The following is an 18,006-nucleotide window of genomic DNA, read 5'->3' as shown; positions in this document are numbered from 1 at the left end:
GCGACGCTGCGGCAACTGCTTTCGGCCGGCCCGCTGGCGGAGCCGCCGCCGCCCGACATGCTGCAGCCGTTGCGCGTGCGCCTGCGGCTCGCGCCGAATCCCGATGCGGCCGCCGCCGCGCCGGCTTCGGCGGCGCGCATGCCGTGACGCCCGAGGCCGGATGTGGAAGTGGCTCGATATCGTAATAACATATGAAGTTATTGCGTTGGCGGGACGACGATGTCCTGTTTCTTCACAAGGAGCCACCCATGCAACTTTCCCAGTTAGGCGGGCATGTCGCCCAGTCCGGTTTCGCCGAACGGCAGAAGCACGCCCAGGGGCTGATGTTCGGCATGGCCGACATCAACGAATACGTTTCCGGCGGCGTCTGCTACGACGCCGCGGCCTATGTCCGGTATCTGCTGCGCAGCGACGCGATGATCGCGCCCGGTGCGCTGCTCGACACGATCGGCCAGCACTGGCGGACTCGTTTCAACTTCGAGACCGGCGGTCAATGGGACGGGCGCGCGAGCATTCCGGCGGGAACCGCGGTCGGCTTCTCGCGCGGCGGTACGGTCTTTCATGCCGCGATCGCCGTCGGCGGCAGCCGGATCCGGGCGATCAACGGGGGCCGCCTGGGCAGCGGATGGATGTATGCGGTCGACCTTGCGCGGGTGCTCGAGCCGGACGCTGCCGGCGGCTTCACGTATGACCGCGCGAACATCCGGGTTCACCTGTCGCGCCTGTAGCCAGCGGGCGCCTCGGCGTCCTGGCGCAGCAAGCCACGCCGGCCGCGATCCGTCGGCCGCTCGCTGCGCGCACGGCCGGGCGGCGGCTGTCCGGCCGTTCGGCGATTTCCGCATGGCGTCGCGCTGTCCATCACTGCTATCCTCTCGACCGTGAATGACTCTTCTTGGAGTCGTGGCGGCGCATGCTGCGTCGCGGCGAAGCGCGCGGGTGCTACTGCGTGCGCGCCGAGGCGGCATGACCGGCCGGCCACGACGATCCATGACCTGTTTCGTGATTGATTTCCTTCCGTCCATGTCCACATGGCCAAGACAACGATGAGCGGCGCGCCTGAATCCGCGGCGCCCGGCGACGACGAATCGTCCGGCGGCGCATCGTCCTATCTGGTGCCGGGGCTCGAACGCGGGCTGCGGATCCTCGCCGAATTCTCCGCGCGCGAGCCGGTGCTCGGCGCGCCCGAGTTGTCGAAGCGCATCGGCATTCCGCGCACGACCACGTTCCGCTTGCTGCAGACGCTCGAGGCGCTCGGTTTCCTCGAGCGCGTGAACGGCGACCGTTATTTCCGGCTTGGCGTCGGCGTGCTGCGGCTCGGCTTCGAATACCTGAATTCGCTCGAACTGACCGATCTCGGCACGCCCGTGCTCGAACGGCTGCGCGACGCGACCGGCCTGTCGACGCATCTGCTGATACGCGATCAGCGCGACGTCGTGTTCGTCGCAAAGGCACAGAGCAATACGTCGATGTTCGGCTCTGTGAAGGTGCATGTCGGCACGCGGTTGCCCGCGCATGCGACCGTGCACGGCCACGTACTGATGGGCGACCTGACGCGCGACGCACTGCGCCAGCTCTATCCGGAAAAGCGGCTCGAGCAGTTCACCGAGCGCACGCCGGGCACCGTCGACGAACTGTACGAACGCGTGCGCCATTACGCGCGGCTAGGCTACGCGGTCAGCGAGGCTGCATTCGAGAGCGGCATTTCGGCCGTGACTGCACCCGTACGCGATCATTCGGGCTCGATCGTCGCGGCGATCACCGCGACGGTGCCGCGCTCGGAGATCGGCGAGGCCCGCGAGAAGGAACGGCTCGTCGAAGCGGTGTGCGGCGCGGCGGTCGACCTGTCACAGCGGCTGAACTATCGTCCGCTCGAAAGCGACCCGACGTTCGCGCACGCGCGCCACAAGGTCGCGATGTTCTGAGTGTTCCGATGCGCGGCTGGCGCGTGGCCGCGCCGCCGCCGTCGTGTTCATGCGCCCGGTACGGGCAGGCCGTGCACGAGCAGCGCGAGCGTGTCCGCGCCCGCATGGCGATCCTCGGAAATCTCGCGGTATTCGGGCGACTCGATGAACCGGCGCGCCGACATCTCGTCGGCAAACGACATCAGCACCACCTTGTTCCGGTCCCATTCGCCTTCGAGCGCCACCGGTGCGTCGTCGGCCGCGAGCAGGCGGCCGTCGAAGCGGCGGAATACCTCCATGAAGCGCGCCTGATACCGGTCGTAGGCGTTGCGGTGCGTGAAGCGAAGTTGCGCCAGCAAATAGACTGCCACGGTCGTCTCCGTTCATCGGGGTCCGGTGATGCTACCCGTTGCCGGTGCGACGGGTACGGCGGCTGTGCAGATGCGATCCACGAAAGAACAAGAGCGGCCCGCGGGCCGCTCTTGTCGTTTCAGGCGGGCGAACGCCTGACTTCGTTCAGAACGAGTGGTGGATCCCGGTGAGCACGATCACCTGGTTCGCGGTGCTCGACACGCCTGCCGTGAAGAACGCAGCCTTCGCGCCGCCCGAACCGTGTTCGACCAGCACGTTTGCATACAACTGCGTGCGCTTCGACAGCGCATAGATGTCGCCGAGCTCGACCTGCGTCCAGCGGCGGCCGGCCAGTGTCGTGGTCGCCGCGCCGCCCGCGATCGTGTTGAACGCGCTGCTGCGGTAGTTCACGCCCGCGTCGTAGCTCTGGAACGTGTCCGAAAAGCCGTTCGATTGCATCTTTGTGCGCGTGTACAGGCCATGCACGAGGAAGTCGCCGAACTGGTAGGACGCACCCGCACCGATGTTCTCGACCTTGCTCGCGGTGTAGCCGTTCGCGGTGTTCTGCCCCTGGAACGACGTGATGCCGGTCGTGCTGATCAGGATGGAGCGGTCGTGCTCGTTCGAGTACACGGCCGATGCTTTGAACGGGCCGTTCGCGTAGTTCAGCGCGACGCCGACCGACTTGCCGGTCGAGAAGTTCGTCGTGTTGCCGAGCGCCATCGTCGCCGCGGCCGAGAAGCCCGCGAAGGTCGGCGAACGGTACTTGACCGAGTTGTTGTACGGCACGTTGCCGGTCGCGGCGAGCCCGTCGATGTTGCCCGGGTGGAACGCGTACCAGCTCATCGCGAGGTAGGCCGTGCTGAGCGGATCGAGATAGTCGAACGACAGCGGCGTCTGGCGGCCCAGCGTCAGCGTGCCGTAGCGCTCCGAGCTGAGGCCGACGAATGCCGCGCGGTTCCAGATCGTGTTCGCGGTCGCGAACTGGCCGTTGTTCGTATAGAAGCCGTTTTCGAGCTGGAAGATCGCCGACAGGCCGTCGCCGAGGTCTTCCTTGCCCTTCAGGCCCCACCGATCGGGCTGCGTATTGCCCTGGATCATCGCCCACTTCGCATGGCCGCCGACGTTGTTCACGTACGCGACACCCGCATCCATGCTGCCGTACAGCATCACGCTGCTCTGCGCCCACGCGCCCGACACGGCGCCCAATCCGATCACTGCTGCTGCTACCGCGTGCTTGACCATTTGATCTCCTGAATCTCCAACCTGATGAAAACGTGCCGTGGCGGCATGCGCAGGAACGGCCGGCCGTCGCGCGTCTTCGCCATCGATCGGGCATTCGTATGTTCCATATAAGGAACAATGTGCCTCTGATGGAATGGAGTATAGAGGCGTCGAGCACCGGATCAAAAATAATTTTTACGGGACGGATGCGTTCGCGGCCGATACCCGGCGCCGCTGCGCGAAGCCCGTGTAAACCCGGTAACTCCCCGTCAGATAACAAAAAATTTCATTTAATGAGATGGGTGCACGTGATCGCCGACCCGGCGGTCAGTGTTTTCCCTAGGGCGTGCACCTTTTTGTTTTACTCGTGGAAAGTCGCTCCTATAATCACCATCCATAAACTGCTGTTCCGGGTATGGAACAAATCGGAACAAACCGAGAGTCGATCAGAAGGAAGGGTGTGAGATGTCTGAACAATGGGTTTGCGCCGGGCACGCCGGCGCGCTGTCGGAAGACACGCCGATCGAGTTCAAGCGGACCGACGGCGTCGAAATCGGGATCTACCGCGTCGGCGACGACGTGTATGCGCTCGAGAACGTGTGCCCGCATGCGTACGCGCTGCTGACGCAGGGGTTCGTCGACGAAGGCACGGTCGAATGCCCGCTGCACGAGGCCGTGTTCGACATCAAGACGGGCGAATGCCTGAAGGGTCCGGGCGGACGCGCACTGAAGCAGTACGCGGTGCGTCTCGCCGGCGAGGAAATCCAGATCAAGGTGGAATGACATGAAAGAAGCGACCGTCAACTTCAATCCCTTCCTGAAGCCGTGGGTGGCGCCGCAGCCGAACAACGTCGCGGGCAAGGGGCAGATCGAGATCCCCGGCCAGGTCGAGAACCAGGTCTGGCAGAACCGCAAGGCCGCACCGACCCAGTACGAAAACGACCTCGGCGATGCGCTCGAGCGCGTGTTCGAAGCCGGTGCGATCGAGCTGGACGATGTCGTCGCGGGCCTGAACCGCATCGGCTTCCGCGCGCCGGACGGCACGGTGTGGACCGCCGAGCGCTTCCGCGCCGAAATGGCCTCGCTCGCGGAATGAGCGCTTGAGCGCCGACCGCCGACCCGACGACAACCGCATCCGGAGCACACTGATGACGTCCCCCGTACAACACGCAGTCCAACACGACCCGGTCCGTGAGTATCTCGACCGCGGCATCAAGAACTACTGGTATCCCGTCGCGCCGAGCTGGCAGGTGTCGAATGCACCGGTCGGCCTCACGCGCCTGTCCGAGCAGATCGTGCTGTGGCGCGATCACGACGGCAAGGTCCACGCGCTCGAAGATCGCTGCCCGCACCGCGGCGCGCGCCTGTCGCTCGGCTGGAACCTCGGCGGCAACATCGCCTGCTGGTATCACGGCATCGAAGTCGACGGCGGCGGCACGGTCAACCGCGTGCCGGCCGTGTCGAACTGTCCGCTCGAAGGCACGAAGTGCGTGAAGTCGTATCCGGTCGAAGAGAAGGCCGGCGCGATCTTCCTGTGGTTCGGCGACGAAGCGCACGGCGAGCCGGCGCCGCTGAACCTGCCCGAGGAACTGGTCGACGACGAGTACGGCCACTTCCTGTGCGTGTCGAACTGGAAGTGCAATTACCAGTACGCGATCGACAACGTGATGGACCCGATGCACGGCGCGTACCTGCATGCCACCTCGCACTCGATGGCCGAAGGCGACAAGCAGGCCGACATGCGCGTGCGCAAGACGGAAACGGGCCTGATGTTCGAGAAGATCGGCCAGCGCGACGTGAACTTCGACTGGGTCGAGCTCGGCGAAACGGGCTGCCTGTGGATGCGCCTCGCGATTCCGTACAAGCAGAAGTTCGGCCCGGGCGGCAACTTCGGGATCATCGGCTTCGCGACGCCGGTCGACGGCGACAACTGCCAGGTCTACTTCTGGCGCACGCGCAAGGTCAGCGGCTGGCAGCGCGACGTGTGGCGCTTCATGTACCGCAACCGCCTCGAGGGCCTGCACTGGGACGTGCTCGAGCAGGACCGCTACGTCCTCGAAAGCCTCGCGCCGAATGCGCGCGATCACGAATACCTGTACCAGCACGACGTCGGCATGACGCGTGTGCGCCGGATGCTGCGCACGCGTGCGCAGGAGCATCTTTCCGCGCTCGACGCGCATCGCGCGGCGCAGGCGCAGGCCGCATCGGAGCCGGCAAATGGCTGAGCGCGCTCCGGTCGTGTCGCTCGCGGGGCGCCGCGTGCTCGTCACGGGCGGCGCGCGCGGGCTTGGCGCGGCGTTCGTGAAGTCGCTCGTCGAAGCGGGCGCGCAGGTCGCGTTCGGCGACGTGCTGGCCGACGAAGGCCGTGCGCTTGCCGCGCAACTCTCCGAAGCGGGCCATGTCGCGCATTTCTTCGCGCTTGATCTCGCCGATCCGGCGAGTGTCGCCGCGTTCGTCGCGCATGGCGCGGCGGCGCTCGGCGGCATCGACGCGCTGATCAACAACGCGGCGATCACGAACTCGGGCGGCAAGCTGTCGACGGAGCTCGACGTGTCGACGTGGGACGCCGTGATGAACGTGAACGTGCGCGGCGTGTGGCTCGTCAGCAATGCGGCGCTGCCGTACCTCGCGCAGTCGGGCCGTGGCGCGATCGTGAATCTCGCATCGGACACCGCGCTGTGGGGCGCGCCGAAGCTGCTCGCGTACGTCGCGAGCAAGGGCGCGGTGATCGCGATGACGCATGCGCAGGCGCGCGAGTTCGGCGCGCACGGCGTGACGGTCAACGCGATCGCGCCGGGGCTGACCGAAGTCGAGGCGACGGCCTACGTGCCGGCCGAGCGCCACGCGTTCTACATGCAGGGCCGCGCGCTGACGCGCGCGCAGGTGCCCGACGACGTGACGGGCCCGGTGCTGTTCCTGCTGTCGGACGGCGCGCGCTTCGTGACGGGTCAACTGCTGCCGGTGAACGGCGGCTTCGTAATGAATTGAAGTTTTCACTCTGATGAAGGAGAGGACGATGGCGGACGCCGATCTCGAACGCAAGTCGTGGGACCAGCCGGAAGGCGCAAGCTTCAACGACTGGATGGAAGGGCGCGTTGCTCGTTACGCGACGCGGCGCTACGACTGGGACGCACTGAAGTTCCAGGCCGACTACGACCCGAAGTACCGCCGCGCGCAGATGCGCTACGTCGGCACGGGCGGCACGGGCGTCGCGAAGGACGTCAACACGGTGCCGGCCGGCGGCTTCACGTTTTCGACGATGGTCATCCCGGCCGGCAACATCGGCCCGAGCCACATCCACATGGACGTTGAAGAAATCTTCTTCGTGCTGCGCGGCAAGATGAAGGTGATCTGCGAGCGCGATGGCGAGACGTGGGAAGCGATCCTCGGCGAGCGCGACCTGATCTCGGTGCCGCCGGGCGTATATCGCACGGAAATCAACATCGGCGAGGAAGATGCGCTGATGTGCGTGATGCTCGGTTCGGCGAAGCCGATCACGCCGACGTATCCGCCCGATTCGCCGCTCGCGAAGATCAAGCGCTGAGACGGAGCAGGTGAAGCAATGAGTGTCATCGACAAACGTGAACGCGACCGCACCTCGGCGTTCGCCACGCTGCTCGGGCAGTTTCCCGAACAGCGTTGCGCGGCCGGCGCAGCGGGCACGATCGGTTATCGCGAGGCCGGCGCGCAGCATGCGGGCCGTGCGCTGCCGGTCGTGCTGCTGCACGGCATCGGCTCGGGCGCCGCATCGTGGGTCCGCCAGCTCGACACGCTCGGCGCATCGCGGCGCGTGCTCGCGTGGGATGCGCCCGGTTACGGCGTGTCGACGCCGGTGCACGGCGCGTCGCCGGCCGCCGCCGATTACGCGGCATCGCTGAACGCGTGGCTCGAGGCACTCGGCATCGAACGCTGCGTGCTGGTCGGTCATTCGCTCGGCGCGATCATCGCGGGCGGTCTCGCTCGTGTGATGCCCGCGCGGATCGCCGGCCTGCTGCTGGTGTCGCCCGCGGGCGGCTACGGCAGCGCGCCGGCCGAAACACGCGAATCGCGCCGCGCCGCGCGGCTCGCGATGCTCGCGGAACTCGGCCCGGCCGGGCTCGCCGAGCAGCGCAGCGGCAACATGCTGTCCGGTTTCGCGAACGAGGATGCGCGTGCATGGGTGCGCTGGAACATGGCGCGCATCGTGCCGGCCGGCTATGCGCAGGCCACGCATCTGCTCGCGAACGCCGATCTCGCGGCCGATCTCGCCGGTTTTCGCGGCCGCACGGCCGTGGCCGTCGGCGCGAACGACGCGATTACGCCGCCTGCCGCGTGCGAGCGGATTGCCGCGGCCGCGCACGTCGGGCTGCAGGTGATTCCGCAAGCCGGTCACGCCGGCTATGTCGAGGCACCGGCCGTTTATTCCGCACTGATCGACACGTTCTGCCGTCAGTGCGACCAACAGCGGGGGCTGGCATGAACAAACCGCTGCAACAACCCGAACTCGAAAACGGCAAGGCCGAAGCCAGTTACGTGGTGCCGGGCCTCGAACGCGGGCTGCGGATCCTCGCCGAATTCTCGCCGCGCGAGCCCGTGCTGGGTGCGCCCGAGCTGTCGAAGCGGCTCGGCATTCCGCGCACGACGGTGTTCCGTCTGCTGCAGACACTCGAATCGCTCGGCTTCCTCGAGCGTGCGGACAAGGATCGCAACTACAAGCTCGGCATCGCCGTGCTGCGGCTCGGCTTCGAATACCTGAGCTCGCTGGAGCTGACCGATCTGGGCTTGCCCGTGATCGAGAGCCTGCGCGACGCGACCGGCTTCACGACGCACATCGTGATCCGCGACGGCCGCGACGTGGTGTTCGTCGCGAAGGCGCAGAGCCAGGCGCCGGTGTTCAGCTCGATCCGCGTGAACGTCGGCACGCGCTTGCCCGCGCATGCGACGACGCACGGCCACGTGCTGATGGGCGACCTGTCGTTGAAGGAGCTGCATGCGCTGTATCCGGAGAGCGCGCTGAACCGGATGACGAACGCGACGCCGGAGACGGTCGACGCGCTGTATGAAGTGATTCGCGAGGATGCGCTGCGTGGTTACGGCGTCAGCAATTCGTCGTTCGAGCGCGGCATCTCGGTGGTCACGGCGCCGGTGCGCAACGAGACGCAGAAGATCGTTGCATGCATCACGGTGACGGTGCCGCGCCCGGAGATCGATGCGGCACTGATCGCCGACGGGCTGATCGACAAGGTGCAGCGCGCGGCGGCGGAACTGTCGCGGCGGCTCAATTACCGCTCGGATGACGAGCACACGTTTCTCAAGGCTTTAGGACTCCGATGATTCAGATCGATCTGACCGGGCAGGTGGCGGTGGTGACGGGCGGTTCGTCCGGCATCGGCCTCGCGACCGCCGAACGGTTCCTGCAGGCGGGCGCATCGGTCGCGATTTGCGGCCGCGATGGCGACCGTCTCGCACGCGCCGAAGCGATGCTCGTTGAAAAATACCCGGGCGCGCAACTGCTCGCCGAGCGCTGCAACGTGCTCGACGAAGCCGATGTGGCCGCGTTCGCGCAAGCGGTTTCGACGCGCTTCGGTCGTGCCGACATGCTGGTCAACAACGCCGGCCAGGGCCGCGTGTCGACCTTCGCCGACACGACCGACGATGCGTGGCGCGAAGAGCTCGAACTGAAGTATTTCAGCATCATCCGCCCGACACGCGCGTTCCTGCCGCTGCTGCGCGACGCGCAGGCGCCGACGATCACCTGCGTGAACTCGCTGCTCGCGCTGCAGCCCGAGCCGCACATGGTCGCGACGTCGTCGGCGCGCGCGGGCGTACTGAGCCTCGTGAAGTCGCTCGCGACCGAACTTGCGCCGCAGCGCATCCGCGTGAACTCGATCCTGATCGGCATCGTCGAGTCGGGCCAGTGGCGCCGCCGTTACGAAACGCAGGCGCAGTCCGGCGAAAGCTGGGAGGACTGGACGGGCGCGCTCGCCCGCACGAAGAACATTCCGCTGAACCGCTTCGGCAAGCCTGACGAGGCCGCCTGGGCACTTTTTTATCTCGCAACGCATCTGTCGTCGTACACGACGGGCAGCCATATCGACGTTTCTGGAGGCTTTGCACGCCATGTCTAACAAAACCACGGTTGGCGAGCTGATTGCCACCTTCCTCGAGCAGTGCGGCGTGAAGACCGCATTTGGTGTCATCTCGATCCACAACATGCCGATCCTCGACGCGATCAACACGCGCGGCAACATCCGGTACGTCGGCGCACGCGGCGAAGCTGGCGCATTGAACATGGCCGACGGCCTGGCCCGCGTGTCGGGCGGCCTCGGCGTCGCGCTCACCAGCACGGGCACGGCGGCGGGCAACGCGGCCGGCGCGATGGTCGAGGCGCTGACGGCCGGCACCGCGCTGTTGCACATCACGGGGCAGATCGAGACGCCGTACCTCGACCAGGATCTCGCGTACATCCACGAAGCACCCGACCAGTTGTCGATGCTGGATGCAATCTCGAAGGCCGCGTTCCGCGTGCGCACGGTCGAAACCGTGCTGCCGACGATCCGCGAAGCCGTGCGCATCGCGCAGACCGCGCCGACGGGCCCCGTGTCGGTCGAGATTCCGATCGACATCCAGGCCGCTGAAATCGAATGGCCGGAAGACCTGGAGCCCGCGCACGTCGCGGTGCGCGAGCACGACGCGGCCCGCGTCGCGAAGCTCGCCGACGCACTGGCGGCCAAGCGCCGCCCGCTGCTGTGGCTCGGCGGCGGCGCGCGCCACGCACGCGAGGAAGTCGAACGCCTCGTGAAGCTCGGCTTCGGCGTCGTGACGAGCGTGCAGGGCCGAGGCGTGCTGCCCGAGGATCACCCGGCGACGCTCGGCGCGTTCAACGTGCACGCGTCCGTCGAAGCGTTCTACAAGACTTGCGATGCGCTCGTCGTCGTCGGTTCGCGTCTGCGCGGCAACGAGACGCTGAAGTACAAGCTCGGGCTGCCGCAGCCGCTGTTCCGCATCGATGCCGACGCGCTCGCCGACAACCGCGGCTATCGCAACGAGCTGTTCGTGCACGGCGATTCGAAGCGCGTGCTGGCCGAGCTGGCCGACCAGCTCGAAGGCCGCCTGTCGGTCGACCCGCGGTTCGCGGCCGATCTCGCGGCAGCCCGCGAGCAGGCGGTGGCCGACGTGTCGAAGGGCCTCGGGCCGTACAAGCAGCTCGTCGACACGCTGCAGGGCGCTGTTGGCCGCGACTACAACTGGGTGCGCGACGTGACGATCTCGAACAGCACGTGGGGCAACCGCCTGCTGAAGATCTTCGAGCCGCGCTCGGGCGTGCATGCGCTCGGCGGCGGCATCGGCCAGGGCATCCAGATGGGCATCGGCGCAGCGCTCGCGGGCGCCGCGGCGAAGACGGTCTGCCTCGTCGGCGACGGCGGCCTGATGGTCAACGTCGGCGAGCTCGTGACGGCCGTGCAGGAAAACGCGAACGTGATGATCGTGCTGATGAACGACCAGTGCTACGGCGTGATCCGCAACATCCAGGACGCGCACTACGACGGCCGCCGCTGCTTCGTGCAACTGCACCAGCCCGATTTCGCGCAGTTCTGCGCGAGCTTCGGCCTCACGCATTACCGGATCACGTCGCTCGACGACGCGGAAGCGATCGTGCGCGAAGGGATGGCGAAGCAGGGGCCGGTGATGGTCGAGGTCGACATGCTGTCGGTCGGTTCGTTCGCATCGAACTTCGCCGGCCCGCCGGTGAAGAAGGAAGAGCCGTCGGAGCGCCAGTATGCGTAACGGCCACGCACCCGTCGACGTCGCGATGATCGGCTTCGGTGCGATCGGCGCGGCCGTGTACCACGCGGTCGAGCACGATGCGTCGCTGCGCGTCGCGCACGTGATCGTGCCGGAACACCAGTGCGCGGCGGTACGGGGCGTGCTGGGCGGCGCGGTGGAGGTCGTGTCGTCGGTCGGCGCACTGGCCCGCCGCCCCGAGTTCGCGCTCGAATGCGCGGGCCACAGCGCGCTAGTCGATCACGTCGTGCCGCTGCTGAAGGCCGGCACCGATTGCGCGGTCGCGTCGATCGGCGCGCTGTCCGATCTCGCGCTGCTCGATGTGCTCGCGCAGGCAGCCGACGAAGGTGACGCGACGGTGACGCTGCTGTCCGGTGCGATCGGCGGGATCGACGCGCTGGCGTCCGCGAAGCAGGGCGGCCTCGACGAAGTGCTGTACGTGGGCCGCAAGCCGCCGCTCGGCTGGCTCGGCACGCCCGCCGAGGCGCTGTGCGACCTGCGCGCGATGACCGAGGAAAAGGTGATCTTCGAAGGCAGCGCGCGCGATGCCGCACGCCTGTATCCGAAGAACGCGAACGTCGCGGCAACCGTTGCGCTCGCGGGCCTCGGCCTCGACGCGACGCACGTGCGCCTGATTGCCGATCCGGCCGTCGCGCGCAACGTGCACCGCATCACCGCGCGCGGCGCATTCGGCGAAATGTCGCTGGAAATGAGCGGCAAGCCGCTGCCCGACAACCCGAAGACGTCCGCGCTGACGGCGTACAGCGCGATCCGCGCGCTGCGCAACCGCGCGGCCCGCTGCGTGATCTGACCGGGCCATTGAATGTCCGCCCGCGCCACGGCGAGGGCGGACGTGCAGAGACAGATTTGTGGGACTTGTGACATGACTCCTTTCGATACGAGCCTCGTACCCGACGGCAACATCCTGATCGGCGGCGAATGGCGGCGCGGCCGTGGCGCGCCTTACGCGAGCATCTATCCGGCCGACCAGTCGCTGAACATGGAAGTGTCGACCGCGAATGCGGACGACGCGGCCGAAGCCGTCGTGGCCGCCGACGCCGCGTGGCGCCGCGCCGACTGGGCCGGGCTGAAACCGCACCTGCGCGCGCAGGTGCTGTACCGCATCGCCGATCTGATCATGCAGCGCCACGAGGCGCTCGCGAACCTGCAGCGCCGCGACAACGGCAAGCCGATCAACGAGACGCGCGTGCTGGTGGCGAGCGCCGCGAACACGTTCCGCTATTTCGCGGCGTGCCTCGAGACGCTCGACGAAGAGCTGACGCCGTCGCGCGGCGACTACCTGACGATGAGCGTGCACGAGCCGATCGGCGTGATCGCGGCGATCACGCCGTGGAATTCGCCGATCGCATCCGATGCGCAGAAGCTTGCGCCGGCGCTGGCCGGCGGCAACGCGGTGGTGCTGAAGCCGGCCGAAGTCACGCCGCTCGTGTCGCTCGCGCTGGCTCGCATCTGCGAGGAAGCGGGCGTGCCGAAGGGCGTGCTGAGCGTGCTGCCCGGCAAGGGCTCGGTGATCGGCGACGTGCTCGTGCGTCATCCGCTGGTGAAGAAGGTGTCGTTCACCGGCGGCACCGAAGTGGGCCGCGGCATCGCACGCATCGCGGCCGAAAAGCTGATGCCGGTGTCGCTCGAACTCGGCGGCAAGTCGCCGACCATCGTATGCGACGACGCCGATCTCGATCACGCGGTCAACGGCGTGCTGTACGGCATCTTCAGCTCGTCGGGCGAAGCGTGCATCGCGGGCTCGCGGCTGTTCGTGCAGCGCTCGGTGTACGACGAATTCATGAAGCGCCTGGTCGCGGGCGCACGCAAGCTGCGCGTGGGCGACCCGACGCGGCCCGACACGCAGATGGGGCCGCTGATCACCGCGAAGCATCGCGAATCGGTGGAGCGCTACGTGGCGCTCGGCCTCGAGGAAGGCGGCCGCCTGCTGTGCGGCGGCGAGCGGCCGTCGGGCGACGGGCGCGAAAACGGCTTCTTCTATCAGCCGACGATTCTCGAAGGCCTGCCGAACAGCGCGCGCATCTGCCAGGAAGAAATCTTCGGCCCGGTGCTCGTCGCGATGCCGTTCGACGATGAAGCGTCGCTGATCGCGCAGGCGAACGACAGCGTGTTCGGCCTGGCGGCCGGCATCTGGACGCGCGACTACAAGCGCGCCTGGCGCATCGCGCGTGCGCTGGAAACGGGCACCGTCTGGATCAACACGTACAAGCTGTTCTCGATTTCCACGCCGTTCTCGGGCTGGAAGGAGAGCGGGATGGGCCGCGAGAAGGGGCGTCTGGGCATCCGCGAGTACATGCAGCAGAAGAGCCTCTACTGGGGCTTGAACGACGCGCCGCTGCCGTGGGCGAACTGAGCGAAGGGGAATGACGCAATGAGCATTTTGGGAATCGAGCAGATCACGTACGGCGTCGACGACCTCGCGACCTGCCGGCGCTTTTTCGCCGACTGGGGGATGAAGGAAGTCGCGCACGACGACTCGCGCGCACGCTTCGAGACGCTGAACGGCTGCACCGTGCTGGCCGTCAAGGCCGACGATCCGGCGCTGCCGCCCGCGTTCGAGGCGGGCCCGACGCTGCGTGAAGTCACGTGGGGCGTTGCGACGCAGCAGGAGCTCGACGCGCTGCGCACGAAGCTCGCCGGCCAGCCCGGCTATTACGCGCAGGACGATGCGGTCGGCTGCATCGACCCGAACGGAATGGCGATCCGCGTTGAAGTCACGCGCAAGCGAGAACTCGACATCACGGGCTCGCCGTCGAACGTGTGGGGCCAGACGCTGCGCGTCGACCAGCCGAGCCCGATCTATGCACGCGCAGAGCCGGTCGAGGTCGGGCATGTCGTGTTCTTCACGAACTGCCTCGACGCGCAGGAAAAGTTCTATCACGAACTGCTGGGCTTCGAGACGTCCGACCGTTACCCGGGCCGCGGCGCGTTCATGCGCTGCGCGCCGCACGGCGGCCACCACGACCTGTTCCTGCTCGCGCTGCCGAACGGCAAACGCGGCCTGAACCACGTCGCGTTCACCGTGCGCGACATCCACGAGGTGTTCGGCGGCGGCATGCACATCGACCGCTGCGGCTGGGAAACGCAGCTCGGCCCGGGGCGTCACCCGGTGTCGTCCGCGTACTTCTGGTACTTCCAGAACCCGGCCGGCGGGCTGATCGAGTACTACGCGGACGAAGACGTGCTGACGCCCGAATGGCAGCCGCGCGAATTCGAGCCGGGCCCGACCGTGTTCGCCGAATGGGCCGTCGACGGCGGCCTCGACGGCAACACGCGCCGGCAGAAGAACGCAAAGGCGCCGGAAGGCAAGTTCATGACGGAGCGCAAATCATGAGCGAAGGGAACGCACAGGAGCAGGCAGCGCCCGGCACGGTCGTCGTGATCGGCGGCGGCCAGGCCGCCGGCTGGGTGCTGAAGACGCTGCGCGCGGAAGGCTATGCCGGCCGCCTCGTGATGATCGCCGACGAACCGCATCTGCCGTACGAGCGCCCGCCGCTGTCGAAGGCCGTGCTGGCCGGCGACGCCGACATCGAAACCGTGCGCGTCGTGCGTCCCGACGAATTCGACGCGCTGAACGTCGAAGCATGGCAGCCGGAGCGCGCAGCATCGATCGACCGTGCGCGCCGCGTCGTGAAAACCGAAAGCGGCCGCGAGATCGAATATGACCGGCTCGTGATCGCGACCGGCGGCACGTCGCGCCGCCTGCCGGCCTCGCTCGTGAAGACGCCGAACCTGCATTACCTGCGCACGCTCGACGAAGCGGCCGCGCTCGGCGAGAAGCTGCGCGCGAGTCAGCGCGTGCTCGTGATCGGCGGCGGCTGGATCGGCCTCGAAGTCGCGGCGACCGCGCGCAAGCTCGGCGTCGAAGCGGTCGTCGTCGAAGGCGCGCCGCGGCTGTGCGGCCGCTCGGTGCCGCAGCTCGTGTCGGATTTCCTGCTCGACCTGCATCGCGCCAACGGTGTCGACGTACGGCTCGGCGCGGCGCTCGCATCGCTCGACGCGCAGCCGGAAGACGCGTCGAAGGTACGCGCGACGCTCGCCGACGGCACGACGATCGACGCCGATTTCGCGGTGGCCGGCATCGGCCTCGCGCTGAACGCGTCGCTCGCGAGCGATGCGGGGCTGGCGATCGACGACGGCATCGTCGTCGACGAATTCGGCGCGACGAGCGATCCGGCGATCTTCGCGTGCGGCGACGTCGCGAACCATCACAACGGCTGGCTGAAGCGGCGCGTGCGGCTCGAATCGTGGGCCAACGCGCAGAACCAGGCGATCGCGGCTGCGAAGGCCGTGCTCGGCGTGCGTACGCCGTACGCGGAGATTCCGTGGTTCTGGTCGGATCAATACGACGTGAACCTGCAGATCCTCGGCGATCTGCCGGCCGATGCGCAGCTCGTCGTGCGCGGCGATCTTGCCGCACGACGCGCGACGCTGTTTTTCGTGGGCGAAGGACATGTGAGAGGTGTCATCGCCGTCAACAACGCGCGTGAGCTGAAGCTCGCGCGCAAGTGGATGAACCAGGGCCGGGCAGTGGATACGGAAGCCCTGGCGGACACGAGCAAGACACTGGCCTGACCGGGCGACGAGACACAGGAGACACCCCGCATGAGCACTTTCGACAACGTCGTGGCCGGTCGCGCCACGATGGAAGCTGCCGCCTCCACGCCCGGCGCGATCATCGCGCGGCTCGAGCGGCTTCCCGCCAACGCGATGCAGATCCGCGCCCGCGTGCTGATCGGCACCGCGACGTTCTTCGACGGCTTCGACGTGATCACGATCGCGGCGACGCTGCCGCTGCTGATTCACAAATGGGGGCTGTCGCCGACGCAGATCGGCCTGCTGATCGCATCCGGCGCGATCGGCCAGCTGATCGGCGCCTTCCTGTTTCCCGCGCTTGCGGAGAAGCACGGCCGCGTGAAGGCGATCGCGTGGAGCTCGGCCGTGATCGGCGTCACGAGCATCGCGTGCGGCTTCGCGCCGACCTTCGAGATCTTCGTGCTGCTGCGGATCCTGCAGGGCCTGGGCCTGGGCGGCGAGCTGCCGGTTGCCGCGACGTACATCAACGAGATCACGCGTGCACATGGCCGCGGCCGCTTCGTACTGCTGTACGAGATCGTGTTCCCGATCGGCCTGCTCGTGTCGATGGCGCTCGGTGCGTGGCTCGTGCCGCGCTTCGGCTGGGAAATCATGTACTTCGTCGGCGGGCTGCCGCTGATCCTGTCGCTCGTGCTCACGCGCCTCGTGCCGGAATCGCCGCGCTGGCTCGCGTCGCGCGGGCGGCTCCCGGAAGCCGGGCGTGCGGTCGGCGTGTTCGAAGCGTCGGTGCGCGGCGAACTGCCGCCCGTCACGCAGGCGGCCGCGTTCGACGAGATGGTGCGCCAGCACCCGAAGCGCAAGATGAGCGACCTGTTCAGCGCCGCGTATCGCAAGCGCACGCTCGCGGTGGCGACGTTGTGGGCGACCTGCGGGTTCATCCAGTACGGGCTGTCGACGTGGCTGCCGACGATCTACAAGAACTTCTATCACGCGCCGCTGCAGCTCGCGCTGAACCTGGCGGTGATCGGCTCGGTGATGGGCGTGCTCGGGTCGCTGGCGTCGGCGCTGCTCGTCGACAAGCTCGGCCGCAAGCCGGTGATCGTGTGGTCGTTCGTGCTGTGCGCGCTGTCGCTGGCGTTCGCGGGTGTCTATCACGCGTCGTCGGTGTATGTCGTGTCGATCTTCTGCTCGCTGTCGCTCGGCTTGATGGCGTCGGGGTTCATTACCGCCTACGTCTATACGCCGGAGCAGTATCCGACGAGCATCCGCGCGTCGGGCTGCGGGCTCGGCAGCGCATGGTTGAAGATCGCGTCGTTCGTCGCGCCGATGGTGGTGCCGCACGCGATCATCGGCGGCAACCTCGCGCCGGCGTTCTACCTGATCGGCATCGTGCCGCTGATCGCGGCGGTGACCGTGCACTTCGTCGGGATCGAGACGAAGGGGAAGGTGCTCGAGGCGCTTGAAGCGTAAGCGCGGCCGGCGGTAACGGATGAAGTGAAGAGGCCCGGACGATGTCCGGGCCTTTTTGTTTGGCGGCCACCGGGTGCCGAGGGGGAATGGGGCGTGCGAACGCACGAAATGGCTGACTTGCGGTTCGCGTGTTCTAATTCACGATCCCGTTTTTCGACCGACTGTCGCCATGCCCCTGTTCGAACCCGTCACGCTGGATACTTCCCGCCTCGTCCTGCGGCCGCTACGCGAAGCCGACGCGCACGCGTTTTTCGAGATCTGGTCGGATGCGGAAGCGATGCGCTATTTCTCGTTCTCGCCGATGACGCACATCGAACAGGCGATCGAGCGCGTCGCGCGCAACCTGACGACGTCCGCGAGCGGGCAGGACCAGATCTGCGTGCTCGAACTGCGGGAAACCGGCGAAGCGATCGGCGAATGCGTGCTGTTCCATGCGAACGAGCAATGCCGGCGCGCCGAGATCGGCTTCAGCCTGCAGCGCAAGTACTGGAGCGGCGGCTACATGCGCGAAGCGGCGTCGGCCGTGATCGATCACGCGTTCGGCACGCTGCGGCTGAACCGACTCGAAGCCGATATCGATCCGCGCAACGTCGCGTCGGCGCGGCTGCTCGAACGGCTCGGCTTCGCGCGGGAAGGGTTGCTGCGCGAACGCTGGATCGTCGGCGACGAAGTGTCGGACAGCGCGCTGTACGGGTTGCTGGCGAGCGACCGGCGCGCGTGAAGTGTGAAGCATGATGCG

Annotated in this window: 19 protein-coding genes and 1 pseudogene; 18 read left to right on the top strand and 2 right to left on the bottom strand. The window is 67.3% G+C overall.

The window, feature by feature from the left end; genetic code table 11:
* The 3 genes and pseudogenes from G3O06_RS49230 to G3O06_RS26690 all read left to right on the top strand — a co-directional run.
* Positions 1 to 147 (top strand): annotated as a pseudogene (locus G3O06_RS49230) (YbaB/EbfC family DNA-binding protein); the annotation flags it as partial.
* Positions 148 to 248: 101 nt separating this feature from the next.
* A complete protein-coding gene (gene tecA / locus G3O06_RS26695) occupies positions 249 to 728 on the top strand; it encodes a type 6 secretion system effector deamidase TecA (protein WP_174911499.1) in 480 nt (159 codons plus the stop codon).
* A gap of 300 nt (positions 729 to 1,028) precedes the next feature.
* Positions 1,029 to 1,922: an IclR family transcriptional regulator gene (locus G3O06_RS26690; RefSeq protein ID WP_174968866.1), complete on the top strand. Its 894-nt coding sequence runs from the start codon at positions 1,029 to 1,031 to the stop codon at positions 1,920 to 1,922.
* Between the two features lie 47 nt (positions 1,923 to 1,969).
* Here G3O06_RS26690 and G3O06_RS26685 read toward each other — a convergent pair whose 3' ends face one another.
* Complete coding sequence (locus G3O06_RS26685) at positions 1,970 to 2,272, bottom strand: DUF1330 domain-containing protein (RefSeq protein WP_205818021.1); 303 nt, start codon at positions 2,270 to 2,272, stop codon at positions 1,970 to 1,972.
* 145 nt (positions 2,273 to 2,417) lie between these two features.
* The gene (locus G3O06_RS26680; protein ID WP_174911490.1) at positions 2,418 to 3,497 is read right to left on the bottom strand and encodes a porin; all 1,080 of its coding nucleotides are present in this window, start codon (positions 3,495 to 3,497) and stop codon (positions 2,418 to 2,420) included.
* Positions 3,498 to 3,941: 444 nt separating this feature from the next.
* On the opposite strand from G3O06_RS26680, the gene G3O06_RS26675 reads away from it, so the two are divergent.
* From G3O06_RS26675 to G3O06_RS26605, 15 genes are all read left to right on the top strand, one after another.
* Positions 3,942 to 4,259: a non-heme iron oxygenase ferredoxin subunit gene (locus G3O06_RS26675; RefSeq protein ID WP_011354710.1), complete on the top strand. Its 318-nt coding sequence runs from the start codon at positions 3,942 to 3,944 to the stop codon at positions 4,257 to 4,259.
* 1 nt (position 4,260) lies between these two features.
* On the top strand, positions 4,261 to 4,572 hold the full coding sequence (locus G3O06_RS26670; RefSeq protein ID WP_175968647.1) for a recombinase-like helix-turn-helix domain-containing protein: 312 nt from the start codon (positions 4,261 to 4,263) through the stop codon (positions 4,570 to 4,572).
* 52 nt (positions 4,573 to 4,624) lie between these two features.
* Positions 4,625 to 5,701, top strand: a complete 1,077-nt coding sequence (locus G3O06_RS26665) for an aromatic ring-hydroxylating dioxygenase subunit alpha (protein WP_174911484.1) — start codon at positions 4,625 to 4,627, stop codon at positions 5,699 to 5,701.
* Positions 5,694 to 6,464 (top strand): SDR family oxidoreductase, encoded by a 771-nt coding sequence (locus G3O06_RS26660; protein ID WP_174911481.1) that lies wholly within the window; start codon positions 5,694 to 5,696, stop codon positions 6,462 to 6,464. Before G3O06_RS26665 ends, G3O06_RS26660 begins: the two co-directional genes overlap by 8 nt.
* Before the next feature lie 28 nt (positions 6,465 to 6,492).
* Positions 6,493 to 7,020 (top strand): cupin domain-containing protein, encoded by a 528-nt coding sequence (locus G3O06_RS26655; RefSeq protein WP_174997875.1) that lies wholly within the window; start codon positions 6,493 to 6,495, stop codon positions 7,018 to 7,020.
* Between the two features lie 18 nt (positions 7,021 to 7,038).
* On the top strand, positions 7,039 to 7,935 hold the full coding sequence (locus tag G3O06_RS26650; protein ID WP_205818020.1) for an alpha/beta fold hydrolase: 897 nt from the start codon (positions 7,039 to 7,041) through the stop codon (positions 7,933 to 7,935).
* Positions 7,932 to 8,789, top strand: a complete 858-nt coding sequence (locus G3O06_RS26645; protein WP_174911475.1) for an IclR family transcriptional regulator — start codon at positions 7,932 to 7,934, stop codon at positions 8,787 to 8,789. Before G3O06_RS26650 ends, G3O06_RS26645 begins: the two co-directional genes overlap by 4 nt.
* On the top strand, positions 8,786 to 9,583 hold the full coding sequence (locus G3O06_RS26640; RefSeq protein WP_205818019.1) for an SDR family oxidoreductase: 798 nt from the start codon (positions 8,786 to 8,788) through the stop codon (positions 9,581 to 9,583). The genes G3O06_RS26645 and G3O06_RS26640 overlap by 4 nt, the downstream gene beginning before the upstream one ends.
* Positions 9,576 to 11,243, top strand: coding sequence for a thiamine pyrophosphate-binding protein (locus G3O06_RS26635; protein ID WP_174968873.1), 1,668 nt, complete (start codon positions 9,576 to 9,578; stop codon positions 11,241 to 11,243). Before G3O06_RS26640 ends, G3O06_RS26635 begins: the two co-directional genes overlap by 8 nt.
* Positions 11,236 to 12,051 (top strand): aspartate dehydrogenase, encoded by an 816-nt coding sequence (locus G3O06_RS26630; protein WP_174968874.1) that lies wholly within the window; start codon positions 11,236 to 11,238, stop codon positions 12,049 to 12,051. Before G3O06_RS26635 ends, G3O06_RS26630 begins: the two co-directional genes overlap by 8 nt.
* Before the next feature lie 72 nt (positions 12,052 to 12,123).
* The gene (locus G3O06_RS26625) at positions 12,124 to 13,614 is read left to right on the top strand and encodes an aldehyde dehydrogenase (protein ID WP_174968875.1); all 1,491 of its coding nucleotides are present in this window, start codon (positions 12,124 to 12,126) and stop codon (positions 13,612 to 13,614) included.
* 18 nt (positions 13,615 to 13,632) lie between these two features.
* Complete coding sequence (locus G3O06_RS26620; protein WP_205818018.1) at positions 13,633 to 14,595, top strand: VOC family protein; 963 nt, start codon at positions 13,633 to 13,635, stop codon at positions 14,593 to 14,595.
* The gene (locus G3O06_RS26615; RefSeq protein WP_205818017.1) at positions 14,592 to 15,836 is read left to right on the top strand and encodes an FAD-dependent oxidoreductase; all 1,245 of its coding nucleotides are present in this window, start codon (positions 14,592 to 14,594) and stop codon (positions 15,834 to 15,836) included. The genes G3O06_RS26620 and G3O06_RS26615 overlap by 4 nt, the downstream gene beginning before the upstream one ends.
* A 30-nt stretch (positions 15,837 to 15,866) precedes the next feature.
* On the top strand, positions 15,867 to 17,267 hold the full coding sequence (locus G3O06_RS26610) for an MFS transporter (RefSeq protein WP_174968878.1): 1,401 nt from the start codon (positions 15,867 to 15,869) through the stop codon (positions 17,265 to 17,267).
* Between the two features lie 169 nt (positions 17,268 to 17,436).
* Entirely contained in the window at positions 17,437 to 17,988 is a 552-nt protein-coding gene (locus tag G3O06_RS26605; RefSeq protein ID WP_174968879.1) for a GNAT family N-acetyltransferase, read from the top strand.
* Positions 17,989 to 18,006 lie beyond the last annotated feature (18 nt).

Source organism: Burkholderia sp. Ac-20345 (assembly GCF_017104825.1).
Taxonomy (GTDB): Bacteria; Pseudomonadota; Gammaproteobacteria; order Burkholderiales; family Burkholderiaceae; genus Burkholderia; species Burkholderia lata_B.
Note: the sequence above shows the minus strand (reverse complement) of the source record. Positions and strands in the feature narration are given on the sequence as shown.